The sequence below is a fragment of the Actinorugispora endophytica genome (genome assembly GCF_004363075.1).
Classification (GTDB): Bacteria; Actinomycetota; Actinomycetes; order Streptosporangiales; family Streptosporangiaceae; genus Actinorugispora; species Actinorugispora endophytica.
In genome coordinates this window covers 57,040-74,687 of record NZ_SNYN01000008.1, presented here as the reverse complement: position 1 = coordinate 74,687, position 17,648 = coordinate 57,040, and the positions used below count along the sequence as shown (strand labels likewise).

The 17,648-nt window shown below is 72.8% G+C and carries 13 protein-coding genes; 3 read left to right on the top strand and 10 right to left on the bottom strand.

The genetic code is table 11. The features are described from left to right. Positions 1–51: 51 nt before the first annotated feature. A complete protein-coding gene (gene aceB, locus EV190_RS12670; RefSeq protein ID WP_133741736.1) occupies positions 52–1,650 on the bottom strand; it encodes a malate synthase A in 1,599 nt (532 codons plus the stop codon). Positions 1,651–1,951: 301 nt separating this feature from the next. Between aceB and hflX the strand changes: the two genes are divergently transcribed. Both hflX and EV190_RS12660 read left to right on the top strand, forming a co-directional pair. Next, on the top strand, positions 1,952–3,466 hold the full coding sequence (gene hflX, locus EV190_RS12665; protein ID WP_133741735.1) for a GTPase HflX: 1,515 nt from the start codon (positions 1,952–1,954) through the stop codon (positions 3,464–3,466). 276 nt (positions 3,467–3,742) lie between these two features. After that, complete coding sequence (locus EV190_RS12660; RefSeq protein ID WP_133741734.1) at positions 3,743–4,948, top strand: amidohydrolase family protein; 1,206 nt, start codon at positions 3,743–3,745, stop codon at positions 4,946–4,948. Between the two features lie 132 nt (positions 4,949–5,080). Here the strand turns inward: EV190_RS12660 and EV190_RS12655 are convergent, their stop codons facing one another. The 7 genes from EV190_RS12655 to EV190_RS12625 form a co-directional block, all read right to left on the bottom strand. Continuing rightward, positions 5,081–5,890 carry a phosphotransferase enzyme family protein gene (locus EV190_RS12655; protein WP_133741733.1) on the bottom strand — a complete coding sequence of 270 codons (810 nt, stop codon included), beginning with the start codon at positions 5,888–5,890 and terminating at the stop codon, positions 5,081–5,083. A 58-nt stretch (positions 5,891–5,948) separates the two neighbouring features. Then, positions 5,949–6,920 carry a DNA polymerase III subunit delta gene (holA, locus tag EV190_RS12650; RefSeq protein ID WP_133741732.1) on the bottom strand — a complete coding sequence of 324 codons (972 nt, stop codon included), beginning with the start codon at positions 6,918–6,920 and terminating at the stop codon, positions 5,949–5,951. Positions 6,921–7,187: 267 nt separating this feature from the next. Then, positions 7,188–9,542, bottom strand: coding sequence for a ComEC/Rec2 family competence protein (locus EV190_RS12645; protein WP_133741731.1), 2,355 nt, complete (start codon positions 9,540–9,542; stop codon positions 7,188–7,190). After that, on the bottom strand, positions 9,539–10,540 hold the full coding sequence (locus EV190_RS12640) for a ComEA family DNA-binding protein (protein WP_133741730.1): 1,002 nt from the start codon (positions 10,538–10,540) through the stop codon (positions 9,539–9,541). The genes EV190_RS12645 and EV190_RS12640 overlap by 4 nt, the downstream gene beginning before the upstream one ends. A 214-nt stretch (positions 10,541–10,754) precedes the next feature. Continuing rightward, on the bottom strand, positions 10,755–11,075 hold the full coding sequence (locus tag EV190_RS12635) for a hypothetical protein (protein WP_208113163.1): 321 nt from the start codon (positions 11,073–11,075) through the stop codon (positions 10,755–10,757). A gap of 302 nt (positions 11,076–11,377) precedes the next feature. Continuing rightward, positions 11,378–11,647, bottom strand: a complete 270-nt coding sequence (gene rpsT, locus EV190_RS12630) for a 30S ribosomal protein S20 (protein ID WP_133741728.1) — start codon at positions 11,645–11,647, stop codon at positions 11,378–11,380. Between the two features lie 225 nt (positions 11,648–11,872). Beyond that, the gene (locus EV190_RS12625) at positions 11,873–12,874 is read right to left on the bottom strand and encodes a hypothetical protein (protein WP_133741727.1); all 1,002 of its coding nucleotides are present in this window, start codon (positions 12,872–12,874) and stop codon (positions 11,873–11,875) included. Positions 12,875–13,045: 171 nt separating this feature from the next. Here EV190_RS12625 and lepA point away from each other — a divergent pair, with 171 nt between their 5' ends. Further along, positions 13,046–14,890, top strand: a complete 1,845-nt coding sequence (gene lepA, locus EV190_RS12620; protein WP_133741726.1) for a translation elongation factor 4 — start codon at positions 13,046–13,048, stop codon at positions 14,888–14,890. Between the two features lie 281 nt (positions 14,891–15,171). Here lepA and EV190_RS12615 read toward each other — a convergent pair whose 3' ends face one another. Together EV190_RS12615 and EV190_RS12610 are read right to left on the bottom strand one after the other, a co-directional pair. Then, positions 15,172–16,044, bottom strand: coding sequence for a sugar ABC transporter permease (locus EV190_RS12615; protein WP_133741725.1), 873 nt, complete (start codon positions 16,042–16,044; stop codon positions 15,172–15,174). Next, complete coding sequence (locus EV190_RS12610) at positions 16,044–17,627, bottom strand: ABC transporter permease subunit (RefSeq protein ID WP_243742541.1); 1,584 nt, start codon at positions 17,625–17,627, stop codon at positions 16,044–16,046. The genes EV190_RS12615 and EV190_RS12610 overlap by 1 nt, the downstream gene beginning before the upstream one ends. Between the last annotated feature and the right edge of the window lie 21 nt (positions 17,628–17,648).

Sequence of the window (17,648 nt, the reverse complement as noted above, 5' to 3'; positions counted from 1 at the left end):
CGGTCGGCCCACCGCTTCCGGCCGGCCGGGCGGGGCCCTCCCGTCAGCGGTCTACGGCATCTGCTCGTAGGCGGGCAGGGTGAGGAACTCGGCGTAGTCGTCGGCCAGCGCGACGTCCTTGAACAGGGCGGTGGCGCGCTCCAGGAGGGCGGGGTCCAGGTTCCCGGCCGCGCGGACCGCCGCCAGCTCCTCGCGGATCAGGCGCTCCACGAGCGCGCCGGTCACCGGGGTGCCGTCGTCCAGGGCGACGTCGTTGTGCAGCCACTGCCAGATCTGGGACCGGGAGATCTCGGCGGTGGCGGCGTCCTCCATCAGGTTGTGGATCGCCACCGCGCCGTTGCCGCCCAGCCAGGCGGCCAGGTACTGGACGGCGACGTTGACGTTGCCGCGCAGGCCCGCCTCGGTGACGCCGCCGCCCGCGCTCGCCACGTCCAGCAGGTCGGCGGCGGAGACGGAGACGTCGTCGCGGGTGCGGTCGATCTGGTGGGGCCTCTCCCCGAGGACGCCGTCGAAGACCTCCATGGCGACCGGGACGAGGTCGGGGTGCGCGACCCAGGAGCCGTCGAAGCCGTCGCCGGACTCGCGGGACTTGTCGTCGCGGACCTTGGCGAGGGCGACCTTGTTGACCTCGGGGTCGCGGCGGCTCGGGATGAACGCGGCCATGCCGCCGATCGCGTGCGCGCCGCGCTTGTGGCAGGTCCTGACCAGCAGTTCGGTGTAGGCGCGCATGAACGGCGCGGTCATCGTGACGGCGTTGCGCTCGGGCAGCAGGAACCGCCGGCCCCGGGTGCGGTGCGTCTTGATGATGCTGAACAGGTAGTCCCAGCGGCCCGCGTTGAGGCCCGCGGAGTGCTCGCGCAGCTCGTACAGGATCTCCTCCATCTCGAACGCGGCCGGGACGGTCTCGATCAGGACGGTGGCGCGGATGGTGCCGCGCTCGATGCCGAGGGACTCCTGGGCGCGCACGAAGATCTCGTTCCACAGCCGCGCCTCGAGGTGGCTCTGCATCTTGGGCAGGTAGAAGTACGGGCCCTTGCCCTTGGCGATCTGGCGGCGCGCGCAGTGGAAGAGGTACAGCGCGAAGTCGACGACGCCGCCGGAGACGCGCTGCCCGTCGACGAGGATGTGCTTCTCGTCCAGGTGCCAGCCGCGCGGGCGGACCACGATGGTGGCCAGTTCCGAGTCGTCCCCGAGCGTGTACTCCCTGCCCTCGGGCGTGCTGAAGTCGATGGCGCGGTCCAGCGCGTCGCGCAGGTTGAGCTGGCCGCCGATCATGTTCTCCCACAGCGGGGTGTTGGCGTCCTCGAAGTCGGCCAGCCACACCTTGGCGCCGGAGTTGAGCGCGTTGACGGTCATCTTGCGGTCGGTGGGACCGGTGATCTCGACGCGGCGGTCGGTGATGCCCGGGGCCGGAGGGGCGACGCGCCAGTCGGGGTCGTCGCGCACGGCCTTGGTCTCGGGGAGGAAGTCCAGGTCGGCGCCTGCGGAGATCTCCTCCTGGCGGCGCCCTCGCGCGGCGAGGAGCTCCTGGCGGCGGGACTCGAACCGGCGGTGCAGGTCCGCGACGAGCGCGAGCGCGTCATCGGTGAGGATCTCGTCGTAACGCTCGTGCATCGGGCCGGTGATCTCGACCCCGTTGGTGGCGCCCATGGAATCCTGCCTTCCGCATCGCGAAATTTGCTTCTGGTATGTGGAATGTGACGCTACTCCGCCGGTGGAACACGGTCAACGCCGCGGCCGTCCCATACGACCCCGGTTTTTCTCCGGATCGGAAGGAAGCGCGTTCTTCTCTGCCCAAAGCAGGGTAAAGATCTCCACCATCCTGGTTCGGGGCGCGTTTCGGGGGGAGGTCCGGCTGTGCGGGCCACGGTGAAAAACAGGTGCTGTTCCTCGGTGCGCGTGGGAGCATCGGGGGAAGAAATCGCGGCGCCTCCGCGTTACCTCTCCCTGGATGGATATGACACGTACTGCTTTCAATGACCACGATCCCTTCGACGGCCACGACGCCGACCGCGACGCGATCGTCGTCGACGACGCAGACACCGATGTGGTGACCTTCGCGGAGAACCGACGCGGCACCGACGACCTCCCCGACCAGGGGCAGCTCGAACTCGAGGACCGGTACGCCCTGCGCCGCGTGCAGGGGCTGTCCACCGAACTCGAGGACGTCACCGAGGTCGAGTACCGGTCGCTGCGCCTGGAGCGCGTCGTCCTCATCGGGGTCTGGACCAGCGGAACGCAGCTGGACGCCGACAACTCGCTGGTCGAGCTCAAGCAGCTCGCCGAGACCGCGGGCGCCATGGTGCTGGAAGGGCTCACCCAGCGCCGCTCCAAGCCCGACCCCGCCACCTACGTCGGCAGCGGCAAGGCCGCCGAGCTCCGCGACATCGTCGAGAGCACCGGAGCCGACACCGTCATCTGCGACGGAGAGCTGACACCCGGCCAGCTGCGCCAGCTGGAGGACGTCGTCAAGGTCAAGGTGGTCGACCGCACCGCCCTGATCCTGGACATCTTCGCCCAGCACGCGCGCAGCCGCGAGGGCAAGGCCCAGGTCGAACTCGCGCAGCTCACCTACCTGCTGCCGCGCCTGCGCGGCTGGGGCGACTCGCTGTCCCGGCAGGGCGGCGGCGCCGGAGGCGGCGGAAACGGCGGCGTGGGGCTGCGCGGTCCCGGTGAGACCAAGATCGAGACCGACCGGCGCCGGATCAACGCCAAGATGGCCAAGCTGCGCCGTCAGCTGGCGCACATGTCGGTGGCCCGCGACGTCAAGCGCGACCAGCGGCGCACCCGCCAGGTGCCCGCCGTGGCCATCGCCGGGTACACCAACGCGGGCAAGTCCAGCCTGCTCAACCGCCTCACCGGGGCGGGCGTGCTGGTGGAGAACGCGCTGTTCGCCACCCTGGACCCGACCGTGCGCCAGGCGCGCACGCCGGACGGCCGCGCGTTCACGCTCAGCGACACCGTCGGGTTCGTGCGGCACCTGCCGCACCAGCTCGTCGAGGCGTTCCGCTCCACCCTGGAGGAGGTCGCCGACGCCGACCTGATCCTGCACGTCGTGGACGGCTCGCACCCCGACCCCGAGCAGCAGCTCGCGTCGGTGCGCGAGGTCCTGGCCGACATCGAGGCCTCCGACGTGCCCGAACTGGTCATCATCAACAAGGTCGACGCCGCCGACCCGACCCTGCTCAAGCAGCTGCGCACCAAGCTGAACGGGGCCGTCGAGGTCTCCGCGCGCACCGGCGAGGGCATCGACGAGCTGATCCGGGCCGTGACCGAGGCGCTCCCCGTGCTCGACCGCGAGGTCGTCGTCCTGGTCCCCTACGAGCGGGGCGACCTGGTCTCCCGGGTCTACCAGGAAGGCCGGATCCTCAAGGAGGAGCACACCGGAGACGGCACCGCGCTGCACGCCTGGGTGCCCCAGATGCTCGCCAACCAGCTGGACGAGTACGCCACAGCGGCGCTGTAGGCCGCGTAGAACAGCTGCGGAACGGCGGAACTCCCTCGGGTGTTCCGCCGTTCACTGTTCAGCGGCGGAGGTGTACATCCGAACGGACCGTGGGCTACGGTTGCCTTCACTGACGTTAGATGCTGCTGCCCGGCCCTTTCCGGCCGCGTTGGCTACCCCCTATCTCAGCCAGGGCATCGATATATGAAGTCGTGTCAGGACTGTCCGTACGGCCGTGCTGTCTCCTGCGCGCCGGACGGCAGCCATGACTAACGCGGGTGGGCGAGCGGTGAGACGATGACGGTACGACTACTGACGAATATCGGGCGTCTGTGGACAGGCGCCGAGCTGATCAGTAACGCCGCGATCATCATGGACAAGGGCCACGTCGCCTGGGTCGGACCCGCGGCCGAGCTTCCCCAGGGCATCCCCGGGGTCATCGACAACATCGTCGACGCCGAGATCGACAACGCCGGAGGGGCCCTCGTCACACCGGGGCTGATCGACGCGCACACCCACCCCGTCTACGCCGGGAACCGGTTCGCCGAGATCGCGGTGCGCGCCGACGGCGCGAGCCAGAGCGAGATCGTCGCCGCGGGCGGCGGAGTGGCGTCGACGGTGACGGTGACCCGCGGGACGGACCCGTGGACCCTGTGCAACGACGTGCGGGACCGGCTGCGGCACTGGCTGCTGTGGGGGACCACCACGGTCGAGGCCAAGACCGGGTACCACCTGACCCGGGACGGCGAACTCGCGGACGTGCGGCTGCTGCGCTCGCTGGAGGAGGAGCCGGGCATGCCCCGGCTGCACGTCACCTTCTTCGCCGCGCACGCGGTGCCGCCCGAGTACTTCGGCCGCCCGCGCGAATACGTGCAGGCGGTCGGCTCGTGGCTGGGCGACGCGGCCCAGGCCGGGGCCGACGGTGTGGACGTGTACTGCGACAGCCGCCAGTTCACCCCCGACGACGCGCGCTGGCTGCTGTCCACGGGCCGCGCGGCCGGGCTCCAGGCCCGGATGCACGCCTGCTCCAAGCCCCGCCACGGCGCGGTGCGCATGGCCGCGGACATGCAGTGCTCCTCGGTGGACCTGCTGCACGAGACCGACGACGACGACGTGCTGGCGCTGGCCAAGTCCAGCACCCCGGTCGTCATCTGCCCCACCGCCTCCCTGCACGAGCACCGCACCCCGCCGGTGCGCGCACTGCTCGACCACGGGGTGCCGGTCGCGCTGGGCACCGACCACAACCCGGCGCAGTCGGGGTCCACCATGATGTCGCTGGTCATCTGCATGGCGATCGCCATGTACGGGCTCAGCATCCAGGAGGCCCTGCGCGCCGCGACCGTCGGCGGCGCCATCGCGCTGGGAGTCACCGACCGCGGGATCATCGCCCCGGGCAGCGTCGCCGACATCGTCCAGTGGGACACCGATCACGAGGGCGCCTTCGCGTGGGCCTACGGACTGAAGGCGATGCGCGTCTGGCGCGGCGGAGAGGCGATCCGCTAGCGCCCTGGGCCCGGCGGCCGCGGGCCTCGCTGATCGTGACCTCTCCGGGGTCTCAGCGGCGGTCGAGACCCCGGAAAGGCCAAGACCGCCGAGAAGAGGGGACCCCCGACGCGGGACACGAGCAGAGCCTGATCAGGTGGCGGCCGCCGGCGGGGGCTCCGTCGATGCTCCTGACAGCAGTGCTTCGGCGAACCGCTCCTCGTGCGCCCGCACGTGGGCGGCGTCGGTCCGGTAGAGCGCGTCGTGCCCGTCGGCGAGGTGCCGCGCGAACGCGGTGTCGCCCGCCGCGGCGCGCTCGGTCATGAACGCCACCAGCGCGTGCAGCCGGTCGCACACGGTCCGGGGGAGCGCGCGGCGGTCCGCCGGGCCGAGGCCGTAGGCGTCGGCCAGCAGCCGCAGCCGCCGGGCCTGCTCGGCGACCGGGACGTGCTCGCCGTTGCTTCCGGGCGCGCCCAGGGGGGCGAACCGGTAGGCGGTGTAGGCCAGATCCCACACGCGGGGGCCGGGGTGGGCGGCGTCGAAGTCGATGAGCGCCACCGGCAGGCCGACGCGGAACACGGTGTTGTAGGTGGCCGCGTCCCCGTGGCAGACCACCTCGCGCGGCTCGCGCGCCGGGAGCTGCCACACCGCGCCGTCGGGGGCCGTGAAACCGGCCGAGGCGTCGTGGTAGCGGCGCAGCAGCCGCCCCGCGGCCGCGAGCGCGACGTCGCCCCGGACGTACTCGGGGATCGGGTAGTGCGCCACCTCGCCGGGAACGAAGTCCAGGATCTCGCGGCCCTCCTCGTCGATCCCGCGCACCCGCGGCGCCCCGGTGAAACCGGTCTCCGCCAGGTGCCGCAGCAGGGAGTGCACGGCGGGCGTCCACGCTCCCGTCGGCCTGCGCACGGTCCTTCCGATCCGCACGACCTGGTTCACACCGCCGTTGAGGGTCTCACCGTCCATGGGAGGCACCCTAGACCGTCGGCGCGGAGCCGTTCCCCGGGGCCCGACCCGGGACGGGTCAGCCGCGGCGGGTCCGCGCCGTGGCGATCTCGATGACGGCCCGCTCCAGGGCGTAGGCCGGATCGCGGCCCGCGCCCTTGATCAGGGCGTCGGTCTCGGCCACCACGCGCAGCGCGTGCGCGACGCCCTGCGGGGTCCAGCCCCGCGACTGCTGGCGCAGGGACCGCAGCTTCCACGGGGGGACCTTGGCGCGTTTGGCGAGCTCGGCCTCCGACATCCCGCGCGGCGGCTGGGCGGCCACCGCGATTCCGCGCACGGCCCCGGCCAGGGCACTGTTGATCAGCACCGGCGCCATCCCCACCGACAGCGACCAGCGCAGCTGCTCCAGCGCCTCGGGCAGACGGCCCTCCACGGCGCGGTCGGCGACGGTGAAGCCCGAGGCCTCGGCCCGGCCCGTGTGGTAGCGGGCCACGGCGGCGGCGTCCACGCGGCCGTCGGTGTCGGCGACCAGCTGGGTGCAGGCCGCCGCGATCTCGCGCAGGTCGTTGCCGACCGCGTCCAGCAGCGCCTGGGCGGCGTCCGGGGTGATCTGGCGTCCGGCCCGGGAGAACTCGTCCTTGATGAACCTGGTCCGCTCGGCCGCCTTGGTCGGCTTGGCGCAGTCGACCCGGTGCGCCCCCGCCTTGACCGCGGCCTCCAGCAGGGCCCGGCCCTTGGCCCCGCCCGCGTGGGACAGCACCAGCACCACGTCGTCGGCGGGATCCCTGAGGTAGCCGGTGACCACGCCCGCGGGCTCCTTGGTGAGGTCCTGCGCCGAACGCAGCACCACCACCCGGCGCTCCCCGAACAGCGAGGGCGAGGTCACCTCCACCAGCTTGCCCGCGTTCACCTGTGACGGCACGAGGTCGTGCACGTCGACCTCCGGGTCGTCGGCGCGCACCGCCGCCACGAGCGAGGCGACGGCGCGGTCGACGAGAAGCTCCTCGTCGCCCACGATGACGGTCAGCGGCGGAACGGAAGCGGAGTCCATGGACGCCAGCATGCCACGCCGGGCCGACCGGCGGGCGCGGTCGGAGGCGGTGGCTCCGGCCGACGGCGGCGCGCTGGATCCCGCCGGTCCCGCCGTAGACGGTCGGCCCGGCGAGTGGAGCGCCTGGCGGCCTCGATGGTCCCGAGCTCGGCCATGGAGGCCCCGCGACATCGGAACGCCGGGGGCCGCGTCGACGGGATGCCCACCGCCGGACCCGAGACGACGCCGCCCCTCATGGCCACCGACGGCGGGCCGCGGCACCACGGCTCACCGGGCGTCCGGGCCGCGCCAGCGCACCGACGGCCCGTCAGGGCCGGGCGACACCGCGACGTCCCCGTGCAGATCGGTCCGGTAGGAGGCCGGGGTGAGGCCCGTCAGCAGCGCCCAGGTCCGAGGGGCGGGGTGGCCGTACGGGTTGTCCGCGCCCACCGAGGTGAGCGTCACCCGGGGGCGGGTCGCGGCCAGGAAGGCGGGCTCCTGGGTCCCCGCGCCGTGGTGCGGGGTCTTGAGCACGTCCACGTCCCGGATCCCCGGCTCGGACAGCAGCCCGCGCTGCGCGGACTCCTCGATGTCACCGGTGAGCAGCACCGACAGCGGCTCGGCGGCCGCGTCGGGCGGCGGGGACCAGGACGCCAGCAGCACCACGCTGCCCTCGTTGGGATCCCCGGCGAACCCGCGCCGCGGCCACAGCACGGACAGCCGCCACGGGCCCACCGCGTAGCGCCGGCCCGCGGTGGCGGTGTCCGGGACGGCCCCCGCGTCGGCCAGCGCCTCCAGGGTCTCCGGCGCGTCGAACCCCGGCGGGACGAGCACCGCGCCGACCCCGCGGCCGCGCAGCACCCCCGGGGCGCCGCCCGCGTGGTCGGAGTCGTGGTGGGTGAGCACCAGCAGCACCACCTCCCGCACCCCCAGGTCGTCCAGGCAGAGGTCGACCGCCCGCGGGTCGATCCCGGCGTCCACCACGACCGCGCGGCCGGGCCCGGCCGACAGCACCAACGCGTCGCCCTGGCCCACGTCGCAGGCCACGACGGCCCAGTCGCCGGGCGGCCAGCCCGGGGCGACGCAGCTCACCACCAGCACCGTTCCCGCGACCGCGCCCGACACCGCGGCCACCGCGCGCCGGACCCGGCCCCGCAACGCGAGGAGCGCCGCGATGAGCACGGCCAGCAGCAGCGCCCCGGCCAGGTCCGCGCGCCACGGCAGCGCGCCCTGGGGGACCCGCGCGCCCGCGCCGGCGACCGCCCGGACCAGGGCGACGGCCGTCCCCGGAACCCACACCGCGACCTGCGCCGCGGGCATGGCGACCAGGGCCAGCCCGGCGACCGCGAACCCGCCCACCGTGGCGACCGGGACGAACGGGCCGGCCAGCACGTTCGCCGGAACGGACACCCAGCTGACCTCCGCGGACAGCACGACCAGCACCGGCGCGCACGCCACCTGCGCGGCCAGCGCGACCGCGACCGCCTCGGCCAGCCACACCGGGACCCGCGCCGACCAGGCGTCCCGCCAGCGCGGCGCCAGCACCAGAATCCCGGCGGTGGCCAGCACCGACAGCGCGAAACCGTAGGAGGCGGCCAGGCCCGGTGAGAACAGCAGCAGCCCGATCACCGAGGCCGACAGCGCCGCGACACCGACCGAGGGCCGCCCCAACGCCAGGGCCAGCAGCGCGATCGCGCCCATGAACGCCGCCCGCAGCACGCTCGGCTCGGGCCGCGCCACCAGCACGAACACCGCGATCACGACCGTGCCGAGAGCGACCGGGCACCAGGGCGGGGCCCTGAACCAACGGGCCGCTCCCAGCACCACGCCGGTCATCACCGAGAGGTTGGTCCCCGAGACGGTCAGCAGGTGCGTCATTCCGGTGGCCCTGAAGTCCTCGGCGGCCTCCTCGTCGAGTCCGGACACGTCCCCGACCACGAGCGCGGGCAGCAGCCCCCGCTCGGGCTGCGGCAGCACCGCGCACGCCTGGCGCAGCCGGGCGCGGACCCCGCCCGCCCAGGCGTGCGCGGCCGTGGGCGGACCGACGCCGGCGGGCGGACCGCGCACCAGCACCAGCGCGGCCTCGAGACCGCCGTCCCCGGCGGGCACGAGCCTGCCGTCCAGCAGCACGGGCTGACTGGGCACCAGGTGGCGCCACTCCTCGCCGTGCACCAGCAGCACCACCGGGACCCGGGTGCGGACCTGCCGGCCGTCCACATCCACCCATTCGGTCCGGGCCGCCACGACGAACTCGGGGCGCCCCGGGACGGTGGGAGCGGCCCGGGGGCGCGGGTCGAGTGAGAGGCGCACCACGAGCCGCGCGCGCCCCTCGGCCTCGGCCAACGCGGTGACGGGGCTGTCCGCCACCGCGGCCGACCTCCCCGCCACCGCCAGGGCCCCGCCCGCCGCGCACACCAGCGTCGCGGCGACGAGAGCGACCGCGCCCTCGAACCGGACCCCGCGCCGCAGCGGCAGGAACGCCGCCAGGGCGAGGACGCCCAGTACGGCGGCCCCGGCGAGCGCGGCGTCCGCCGGAACGCCCAGCAGTGCCAGCGCCGCCAGCCACGTCCCCACCGCGGGCGCGCACAGCCGCAGGTCCAGCGGCACGCGCTCGCCGGGGGCGTCGGTGCCCAGGAGGCTCACGACGCGCCGCCCACGTGGACGAGGCCGTTCAGCTCCTCGAAGCGGCGGTCGCCGATGCCCGTGACGTCGCGCAGCTGCTCCACCGAGGTGAAGCCGCCGCTGGCGGTGCGGTGGTCGATGATGCGCCGGGCCAGCACCGGGCCGACCCCCGGCAGGGTCTGCAACTGCTCCGCCGTGGCGGTGTTGAGGTCGACGGGTGGTGCGGGTGCCGGGCCCGGGGGAGCGGGGACGCCCCCGGGCCCGACGCCCGGGGGCGGAGTGACGCCGACCAGGACCTGCTCGCCGTCCACCAGGGGGCGGGCCAGGTTGAGCAGGCCGGGGTCCGATCCGGGGGAGGCCCCGCCCGCGGCCTCGATGGCGTCGGCCACCCGGGATCCCGAGGGAAGGGTGATGACGCCGGGCGACTCGACCTCGCCGCCCACGTGTACCACGACCTCGCCCGGCGGGCTGGGCGCGGCGGTGGACGGATCGGTGGGGGAGCTCTCGGCGCGCAGCACCGGGGCGGGTTCGGGAGCAGGCCGGGCACTCACCACGAACCAGCAGGTGGCCCCCGCCGCGAGCAGGCACACCAGGGCCAGCGCCCGCACGCCGGGCGGACCGAGCCGGGGGAGCCCGACCCGGTCCGGCGCGGCTCGGGCCAGCAGGCCGCGCAGCGCCGCCGCACGCGGCCGCGGGGGACCGGCGTCCACCTCCACGTAACCGGGAGGGGGGTCGCCCGGTGGCGCGGGGGCACCGCCGGGCTCCGACGGCGGGTCGTCGGGCGGTGGGGAGTCCGGCCGCCGCCGGCGTCCCCGCGCGCGTCCCCGCCCGGCCCCCTCGCCACCGTCGTCCGGAGTGCCGTCGGGCACGGCGTAGGGCGGCGCGGGCAGGGAGGGCAGGGGAGAGGTGTCGGCCACCGGGTCGGGTTCGCGCGGGGGCGGGGGACCGGCGGCCGGGTTCAGCGCCCGGAGCCGCCGAGCCGCCACGTCCCCGGTCTCGGGAGGAGTGCGTCGTGCCATACCAGTGACGGTAGGAACGCGCGCCGGGCCGCGCCGAGCCGGATTCCCGGCCTGTGGAAAACCCGGAGCCGCCGCGCGGAACGGCCTCCTCAGAAGGCGGTGCCGGAGTGCGTCCTCATCGCGGCCCCCAACGGCGAGTCCTCGGGGACGGGCCAGAGCCGGTGGCGCTCCGCCACGAATGAGCGCGTCAGGTCGCCGCGCCCCAGAGCAGCCCTCACCGCGGGGACGAGGGCGCGGAGGGAGGCCGCGGCGACGGCGAGGGCGGCCGGCCCACGACCATCTCCTCCGGCCCGCTCTCCGGGCAGACCGCGGCCGCGATCAGTCCGCCGATGAGCACACCCCCCGATCCGCAGAAGACGACCGCGGCGATCGTGACCGTCCAGGGGGCGCGGTCGTCGAGGAAGCGGACCGTCCGCTTGTCGGCGGGCCCCGTCCTGGGCCGGTCGCCGGCGGCGGAGAGGAGGTCGCGGCGCCCGCTCCCGATCCACAGCGAGAGGACGGCCGCCGTGGGGACCCGCAGGACGGCCGGCGGCACCAGCCCGCCGGCCCCGACACGTCCGGCGCCGTCCGCGAGGGCGCCGGGGGAGCCGCCGCCTCTCCGGCGATCAGGGCGGCGGACCAGAACAGGACGCACGCGCCGCCGACGGCCGCGGCGGTGAGGAGCCCGACCGTCAACCGCCCCAGACGACGGGTCCGTCCGCTGAGCGGGAACACCTCGGGAGACACGGGGGATTCCATTGAGGCTCGCGCACGTGCTCCGGAGGGATCGGGCCCGCCGAAAGCATCGGAGCCGGTCGCCCCCGCGGGGGCGACCGGCTCCGATGAGGACCGGGGTGGTCAGGCGCTCTTCAGCGAGTCCAGACGCTTGGCGATCGCGCTCTTGCGGTTCGCGGCCTGGTTCTTGTGGATGACGCCCTTGCTGACGGCCTTGTCCAGCTGGCGCGCCGCGGCGCGCTGCAGGGTGGCGGCCTCTTCGGGGTTCCCGGCCTCGGCAGCTTCGCGGAACTTGCGGATAGCCGTCTTCAGGGACGACCTCACCGCCTTGTTGCGCATACGGGCCTTCTCGTTCTGCCGGTTGCGCTTCTTCTGCGACTTGATGTTCGCCATGCGAAAACGTGCTCCAGTTAATGTCAGATCATGCGTCGGAAAACGCGCGGAACGCCGATGTGGGCAGCCGATCCACGAAGGGTCCGCGGCGGGCCGACGCGAGGGTGAGTCCGAAGGGCTCAAACCGAACGTGGAACGTCCGAGACACGGACCTCCATTATGCATCGGCCGCGCGACTGCTCGCGCCGCCGACGCTCCGCGTCGGAGGCCCGCCGGCCGGGGGCGTCAGCGCGCCGGGTCCAGCCAGCCCTCCTCGAAGGCCGCCCAGTCCTCCTCGCCCGTGTCGTCCAGCACGTACAGCGCCATCCCGAAGCCGTCCCGCTCGCCGTGCGCGGTGAGCCCGATGCGCACCGCCTCGGCGGCGCCGGCCACGCTCTCGGAGCCCGACACCGGGCCCCACGACTCGTGCTGGAACGACGGCGCGCCGATCCGCAGCGTCACGTCCTCCGGCACCGCGTCCAGGGCCAGTTCGGTCTGGCGCACCATGAACCCGCCGTACAGCGAGCCGCCCGGCATTCCCGTGCCGTGCCCCCGGATCACGATCCCGTCGGCCAGTTCCGCGACCTGCCGCAGGTACCCCGAGGACCAGTAGCGCTCCCCGCGGGCGGCGAAGAACACCGGCAGCCGAAGCCCCGGGATCAGCTCGATCTGCAGGGCCTCCACCGACAGGACGGCCTCCTCGCCGATCGCCTCGCGGGTGAGTTCGAGCAGGTCGGGGAAGCTCGGGTCGTTCACGCTGACCGGGGTGATGCCGTAGTGCACCCCGTCGAAGCCCGCGTCCACCACCGCGCCCGCGCCCTCGGCCAGGCGCGCCCTGGCCTCGTCGTCGAAGCGGTCCTCGATCAGCGACGAGCCGTCGGCGGTGCTGCTCAGCCAGCCGAGCACCCGCACATCGGGGAGCTCCCGCTCCATACGCCCCAGGAACGCCTCCGCTCCCGCGTACCCCGCCGGGTCGACCGAGCCGTCCGTCCCGATCTCGCCCACGTGCACGTAGACCTCGGAGAACACGCCCAGTCGGGGCAGGGCCCGGGCGAACTCGGCCTCGCCGTTCCCCTCACCGTCCCCGCTCACCCAGGCGTTGCCGAGCCAGGCCGCGTCGTCGCCCGAGGACGCCGCCCACGCCGCCCGCTCCCCGGAGAACTGCATCGCCAGCAGTGCCCCCGCGCCGGTCGCCACCACCAGAACCGCGGCCAGACCTGCCAGAACACGTTTGAGAAGCCACCGCACCGTTGTCTCCCGGTTCCTGTCGGTTCGCATAGCCTGGTAAAGGACGCCTGTCCCATTGTGGCCCGCGGTATCCCCCGACCGCGCGCCATGGGACGATGGAGGTTCCGCCCACCGGCGCCGCGCGCGCGATCCGCGCCGTGCCTACGCCTCGACGAATGTGAACGAATCACGGTGCCACAGCCAACCCGGACCGATCCCGCGCTGATCCGAAACTTCTGCATCATCGCGCACATCGACCATGGCAAGTCGACACTGGCAGACCGCATGCTGCAGCTGACCGGTGTCGTCGAAGACCGCCAGATGCGGGCGCAGTACCTCGACCGGATGGACATCGAGCGCGAGCGCGGCATCACCATCAAGTCCCAGGCCGTGCGGCTGCCCTTCACCGCGGCCGACGACGTGTCCTACGTGCTCAACCTCATCGACACGCCCGGCCACGTGGACTTCAGCTACGAGGTCTCCCGTTCGCTCGCGGCCTGCGAGGGCGCGGTCCTGCTGGTCGACGCGGCCCAGGGCATCGAGGCCCAGACGCTGGCCAACCTGTACATGGCGCTGGAGAACGACCTCGCGATCATCCCGGTGCTGAACAAGATCGACCTGCCCGCGGCCCAGCCGGAGAAGTACGCGGCCGAGCTCGCCGGGATCATCGGCTGCGACCCGTCCGACGTCCTCAGGGTCAGCGCCAAGACCGGTGTGGGCGTGGAGGACCTCCTCAACGAGATCGTCGCCAAGATCCCGCCGCCCGTCGGCGACGCCGACGCCCCCGCGCGCGCCATGATCTTCGACTCCGTCTACGACACCTACCGCGGCGTGGTCACCTACGTGCGGGTGGTGGACGGCAGGCTGGGCACCCGCGAACGCATCCAGATGATGTCCAGCAGGGCCACCCACGAGATGCTGGAGATCGGGGTGAGCTCCCCCGAGCCCACCAAGGTCGACTCCCTCGGCGTCGGCGAGGTCGGCTACCTCATCACCGGGGTCAAGGACGTGCGCCAGTCCAGGGTCGGCGACACCGTCACCTCCGCGGCCAAGCCCGCCGCCGACATTCTGTCGGGCTACCGCGACCCCAAGCCCATGGTCTTCTCCGGGCTCTACCCGATCGAGGGAACCGACTACCCGGTCCTGCGCGACGCGCTGGAGAAGCTCCAGCTCAACGACGCGGCCCTGGTCTTCGAGCCGGAGACCTCCGCGGCCCTGGGCTTCGGCTTCCGCTGCGGGTTCCTGGGCCTGCTGCACCTGGAGATCACCCGGGACCGGCTGGAGCGCGAGTTCAACCTCGACCTCATCTCCACCGCGCCCAACGTGGTCTACCAGGTCCGCATGGAGGACGGCGTCGAGCACACGGTGACCAACCCCAGCGAATTCCCCGAGGGCAAGATCGCCGAGGTCCGCGAGCCCGTCGTCAGGGCCACCCTGCTCTCGCCCTCGGACTACGTCGGCCAGATCATGGAGCTGTGCCAGGGGCGGCGCGGCTCCCTCCAGGGCATGGACTACCTGTCCGAGGACCGCGTGGAGATGCGGTACACCCTCCCGCTCGCCGAGATCGTCTTCGACTTCTTCGACCAGCTCAAGTCCCGTACCAAGGGGTACGCCTCCCTGGACTACGAGCCCTCCGGCGAGCAGGTCGCCGACCTCGTCAAGGTGGACATCCTGCTCCAGGGCGAGATGGTGGACGCCTTCTCGGCGATCGTGCACAAGGAGAACGCCTACTCCTACGGCCTGGAGATGACCAAGAAGCTGCGCGAGCTCATCCCCCGGCAGCAGTTCGAGGTGCCCATCCAGGCGGCGGTGGGCGCCCGGGTGATCGCCCGCGAGAACATCCGCGCCATCCGCAAGGACGTCCTCTCCAAGTGCTACGGCGGCGACATCAGCCGCAAGCGCAAGCTGCTGGAGAAGCAGAAGGAGGGGAAGAAGCGAATGAAGATGGTCGGACGGGTCGAGGTGCCCCAGGAGGCGTTCATCTCGGCGTTGTCGACGGAGTCGGGTGGCGAGGGCCGGGACGGTAAGAAGAAGTAGCCGTCGGGGAAGAAGCGCATGCTGTGCTTGTCTGAGAGGCGTGGTCGGACGGGTCGAGGTGCCCCGGGAGGCGTTCGTCTCGGCGTTGTCGACGGAGTCGGGTGGCGAGGGCCGGGACGGTAAGAAGAAGTAGCCGTCGGCGGTTCTCTTGGTGATCGTGACGCCAGCGCCCTGCAATGCCCGTTTCGGGGTGCTGGCGTCACGATCATTGAGCGGGACCCCACACGCCGGAGGGCGGCCTCCCCGATACGGGAAGGCCGCCCTCCGGGCTCCGGAGCGGGTCAGCCCTTGACCGAGCCGCTGGTCAGGCCCTCCACGATGAAGCGCTGCAGGAACCAGAAGACCGCCATGGTCGGGAGGGCGATGAGCAGGGTGCCCATCGCGAAGATCCCGAAGTTGGCGTTGCGCTCGCCCGAGATCAGGCCGTACAGGCCCAGCGCGACCGTCTTGGACTCCGGGTCGCGCAGGAAAACGCTGGCGATCAGGAACTCGTTGACGGTCGAGATGAACACCAGCAGACCGACGATCGCCAGCACCGGTGTCACCAGCGGCAGCATGATCCGGAAGAAGGCCTGCGCGTGGGTGGCGCCGTCGACCTTGGCCGACTCGTCCAGCTCCACGGGCACGGTGTCGAAGAAGCCCTTCATCATCCAGGTGTTCACGCTGAGCGCGCCGCCCAGGTAGACCAGCATCAGGCCCCAGCGGGTGTCGAAGCCGACGGTCGGCCAGTAGTCGGTGACGGTGGTGAACATCAGGTAGATGGCCACGATCGCCAGGAACTGCGGGAACATCTGGATGAGCAGGATGCCGACCAGCCCGACGCGCCGCCCGGTGAACCGGAAGCGGCTGAAGGCGTAGGCCGCCAGCGCGGACAGGAACACCGTCACCGCGGCGTTGGTCAGCGCGATCACGACGGAGTTCACGTACCAGCTGCCGAACGGCGTCTCCTGGAACAGCCTGCGCGCGTTGTCCAGTCCGGCCCCGGTCGGGACGAGCCGGCTGGAGCTGAGCGTGCCCAGCGGGTTGAACGCGGCGGAGACCACGAACAGGATCGGGAACAGCGCGAACACGAGTGCCAGCCACAGCAGCAGGTGCCGCCAGGCGGACTCCCTGAGCCACCGCGTGGCGCGTCGGCTCGTTGTCGTCGCGGCCATCAGCGCACCTCCTCCAGGGCCCTGCTCTGTCTGAGGCTCACCAGCGACAGGATCGCCACGATGAGGAAGATGAACACCGAGACCGCCGAGGCGAACCCGTACTGGGCGCCCTGGCCGCCGAAGGCCAGCCGGAAGGTGTAGGTGATCAGCAGGTCGGTGGACCCGGCCAGCGGGTTGTCCGGGCTGAACGGGCCGCCCGCGGTGGTCAGCCACACCGCGTTGAAGTTGTTGAAGTTGAACGCGAACGTGGAGATCAGGATGGGCGTCATCGCCACCATGAGCAGCGGCAGGGTGACGTCGCGGAACGCCTGCCAGGCGCTCGCCCCGTCGATGCGGGCGGCCTGGCCCAGTTCGCGCGGGACGGCCTGGAGCGCGCCCGTGGCGACCAGGAACATGTACGGGAATCCGAGCCAGGTGTTGACCAGCAGGATCGAGCCGCGCGCGGTCCAGGTGCCGCCCAGCCAGTCCACGTCCAGTCCCAGCATCCGGTTGATCAGCCCGAAGTCGACGTTGAACATGTCCCGCCACAGCAGCAGCATCGCGAAGGACGGCATCGCGTAGGGCAGCACCAGCAGGATCCGGTAGAGGCTCTGCCCGCGCAGCGGTTTGCGGGTGTGCATGAGCAGGGCCAGGGCCAGGCCCAGGGTGAAGACCAGGAAGGTCGTTCCGGCTGCGAAGCCGATGTTCCAGGTCAGGATGGAGAAGAAGGACGAGGCGACGGTGCGGTCGGTCAGGAACCGCAGGAAGTTGTCGGCCCCGACGCCCACCTGCCAGCCCTGGAGCAGCGCCTCGCCGTCGGCGGAGACGAAGAGGCCCGCCTCCTCGTCCGCGGCGTACTCCACACCGGTGGCGGAGTCCACGACGCAGTCGCAGTCCTCCTGGTAGGTGCGGGTCGCGGTGCCCTCGTAGGCGGCGGACAGGCCGCTGGAGCGGATACCGGACCCGTCCCCGGTGGGGACCGCGAGGTCCGCGACCTCGCCGCCGCGGTCGTTGATCTGCCCGGTGGTGAGCACCGTGTAGCCGTCGGCCCCGGTGATCCTGCCGGACGGGTCGGCGGTGACGTCCCCGGGCGCCAGGCCGGTGAGGCCCTCGGCGTCGCCGGCGTACACCGCGCCGTCGGGCGCGGTGAGCAGGAAGACGAGGCCGCCGGTCGCCGGGTCGCCGTCGGCGGCCACCGTGAGCGCGTAGTCCGTCGAGTCGGGCGCGCGCACCACCGAGTAGGCCTCGATCGCCGCGATGGCCTGCTCCTTGTCCCCGCGGTGCCCGTCGCCGAAGTTCGTGACGGAGGTGCTGACGGTGTACAGCACCGGCAGGATCTGGAAGGCGACGAGCAGCAGGGTGCCGGGCAGCAGGTACTTGAGGGGGACGTGCCGGGGGGACAGGTAGGCGTAGAAGATCAGGGCGGTCACCGCGGCGACGATGCCGAGCCCGACCCAGTTGGCCGCGTCGAACAGCGGGACGGCCGCCCAGACCCCCAGAGAGGCGGCCAGGCCCAGGGCGCAGGCCTTCAGGGCGAGCCCGGCCGCCGAGACGGCGGGCCCGTCGTTCGCGCGGGGCGTGGGCGCCCCTTCGGAGGCGCCCACGGTGCGGTTTCCTCGGCTCAC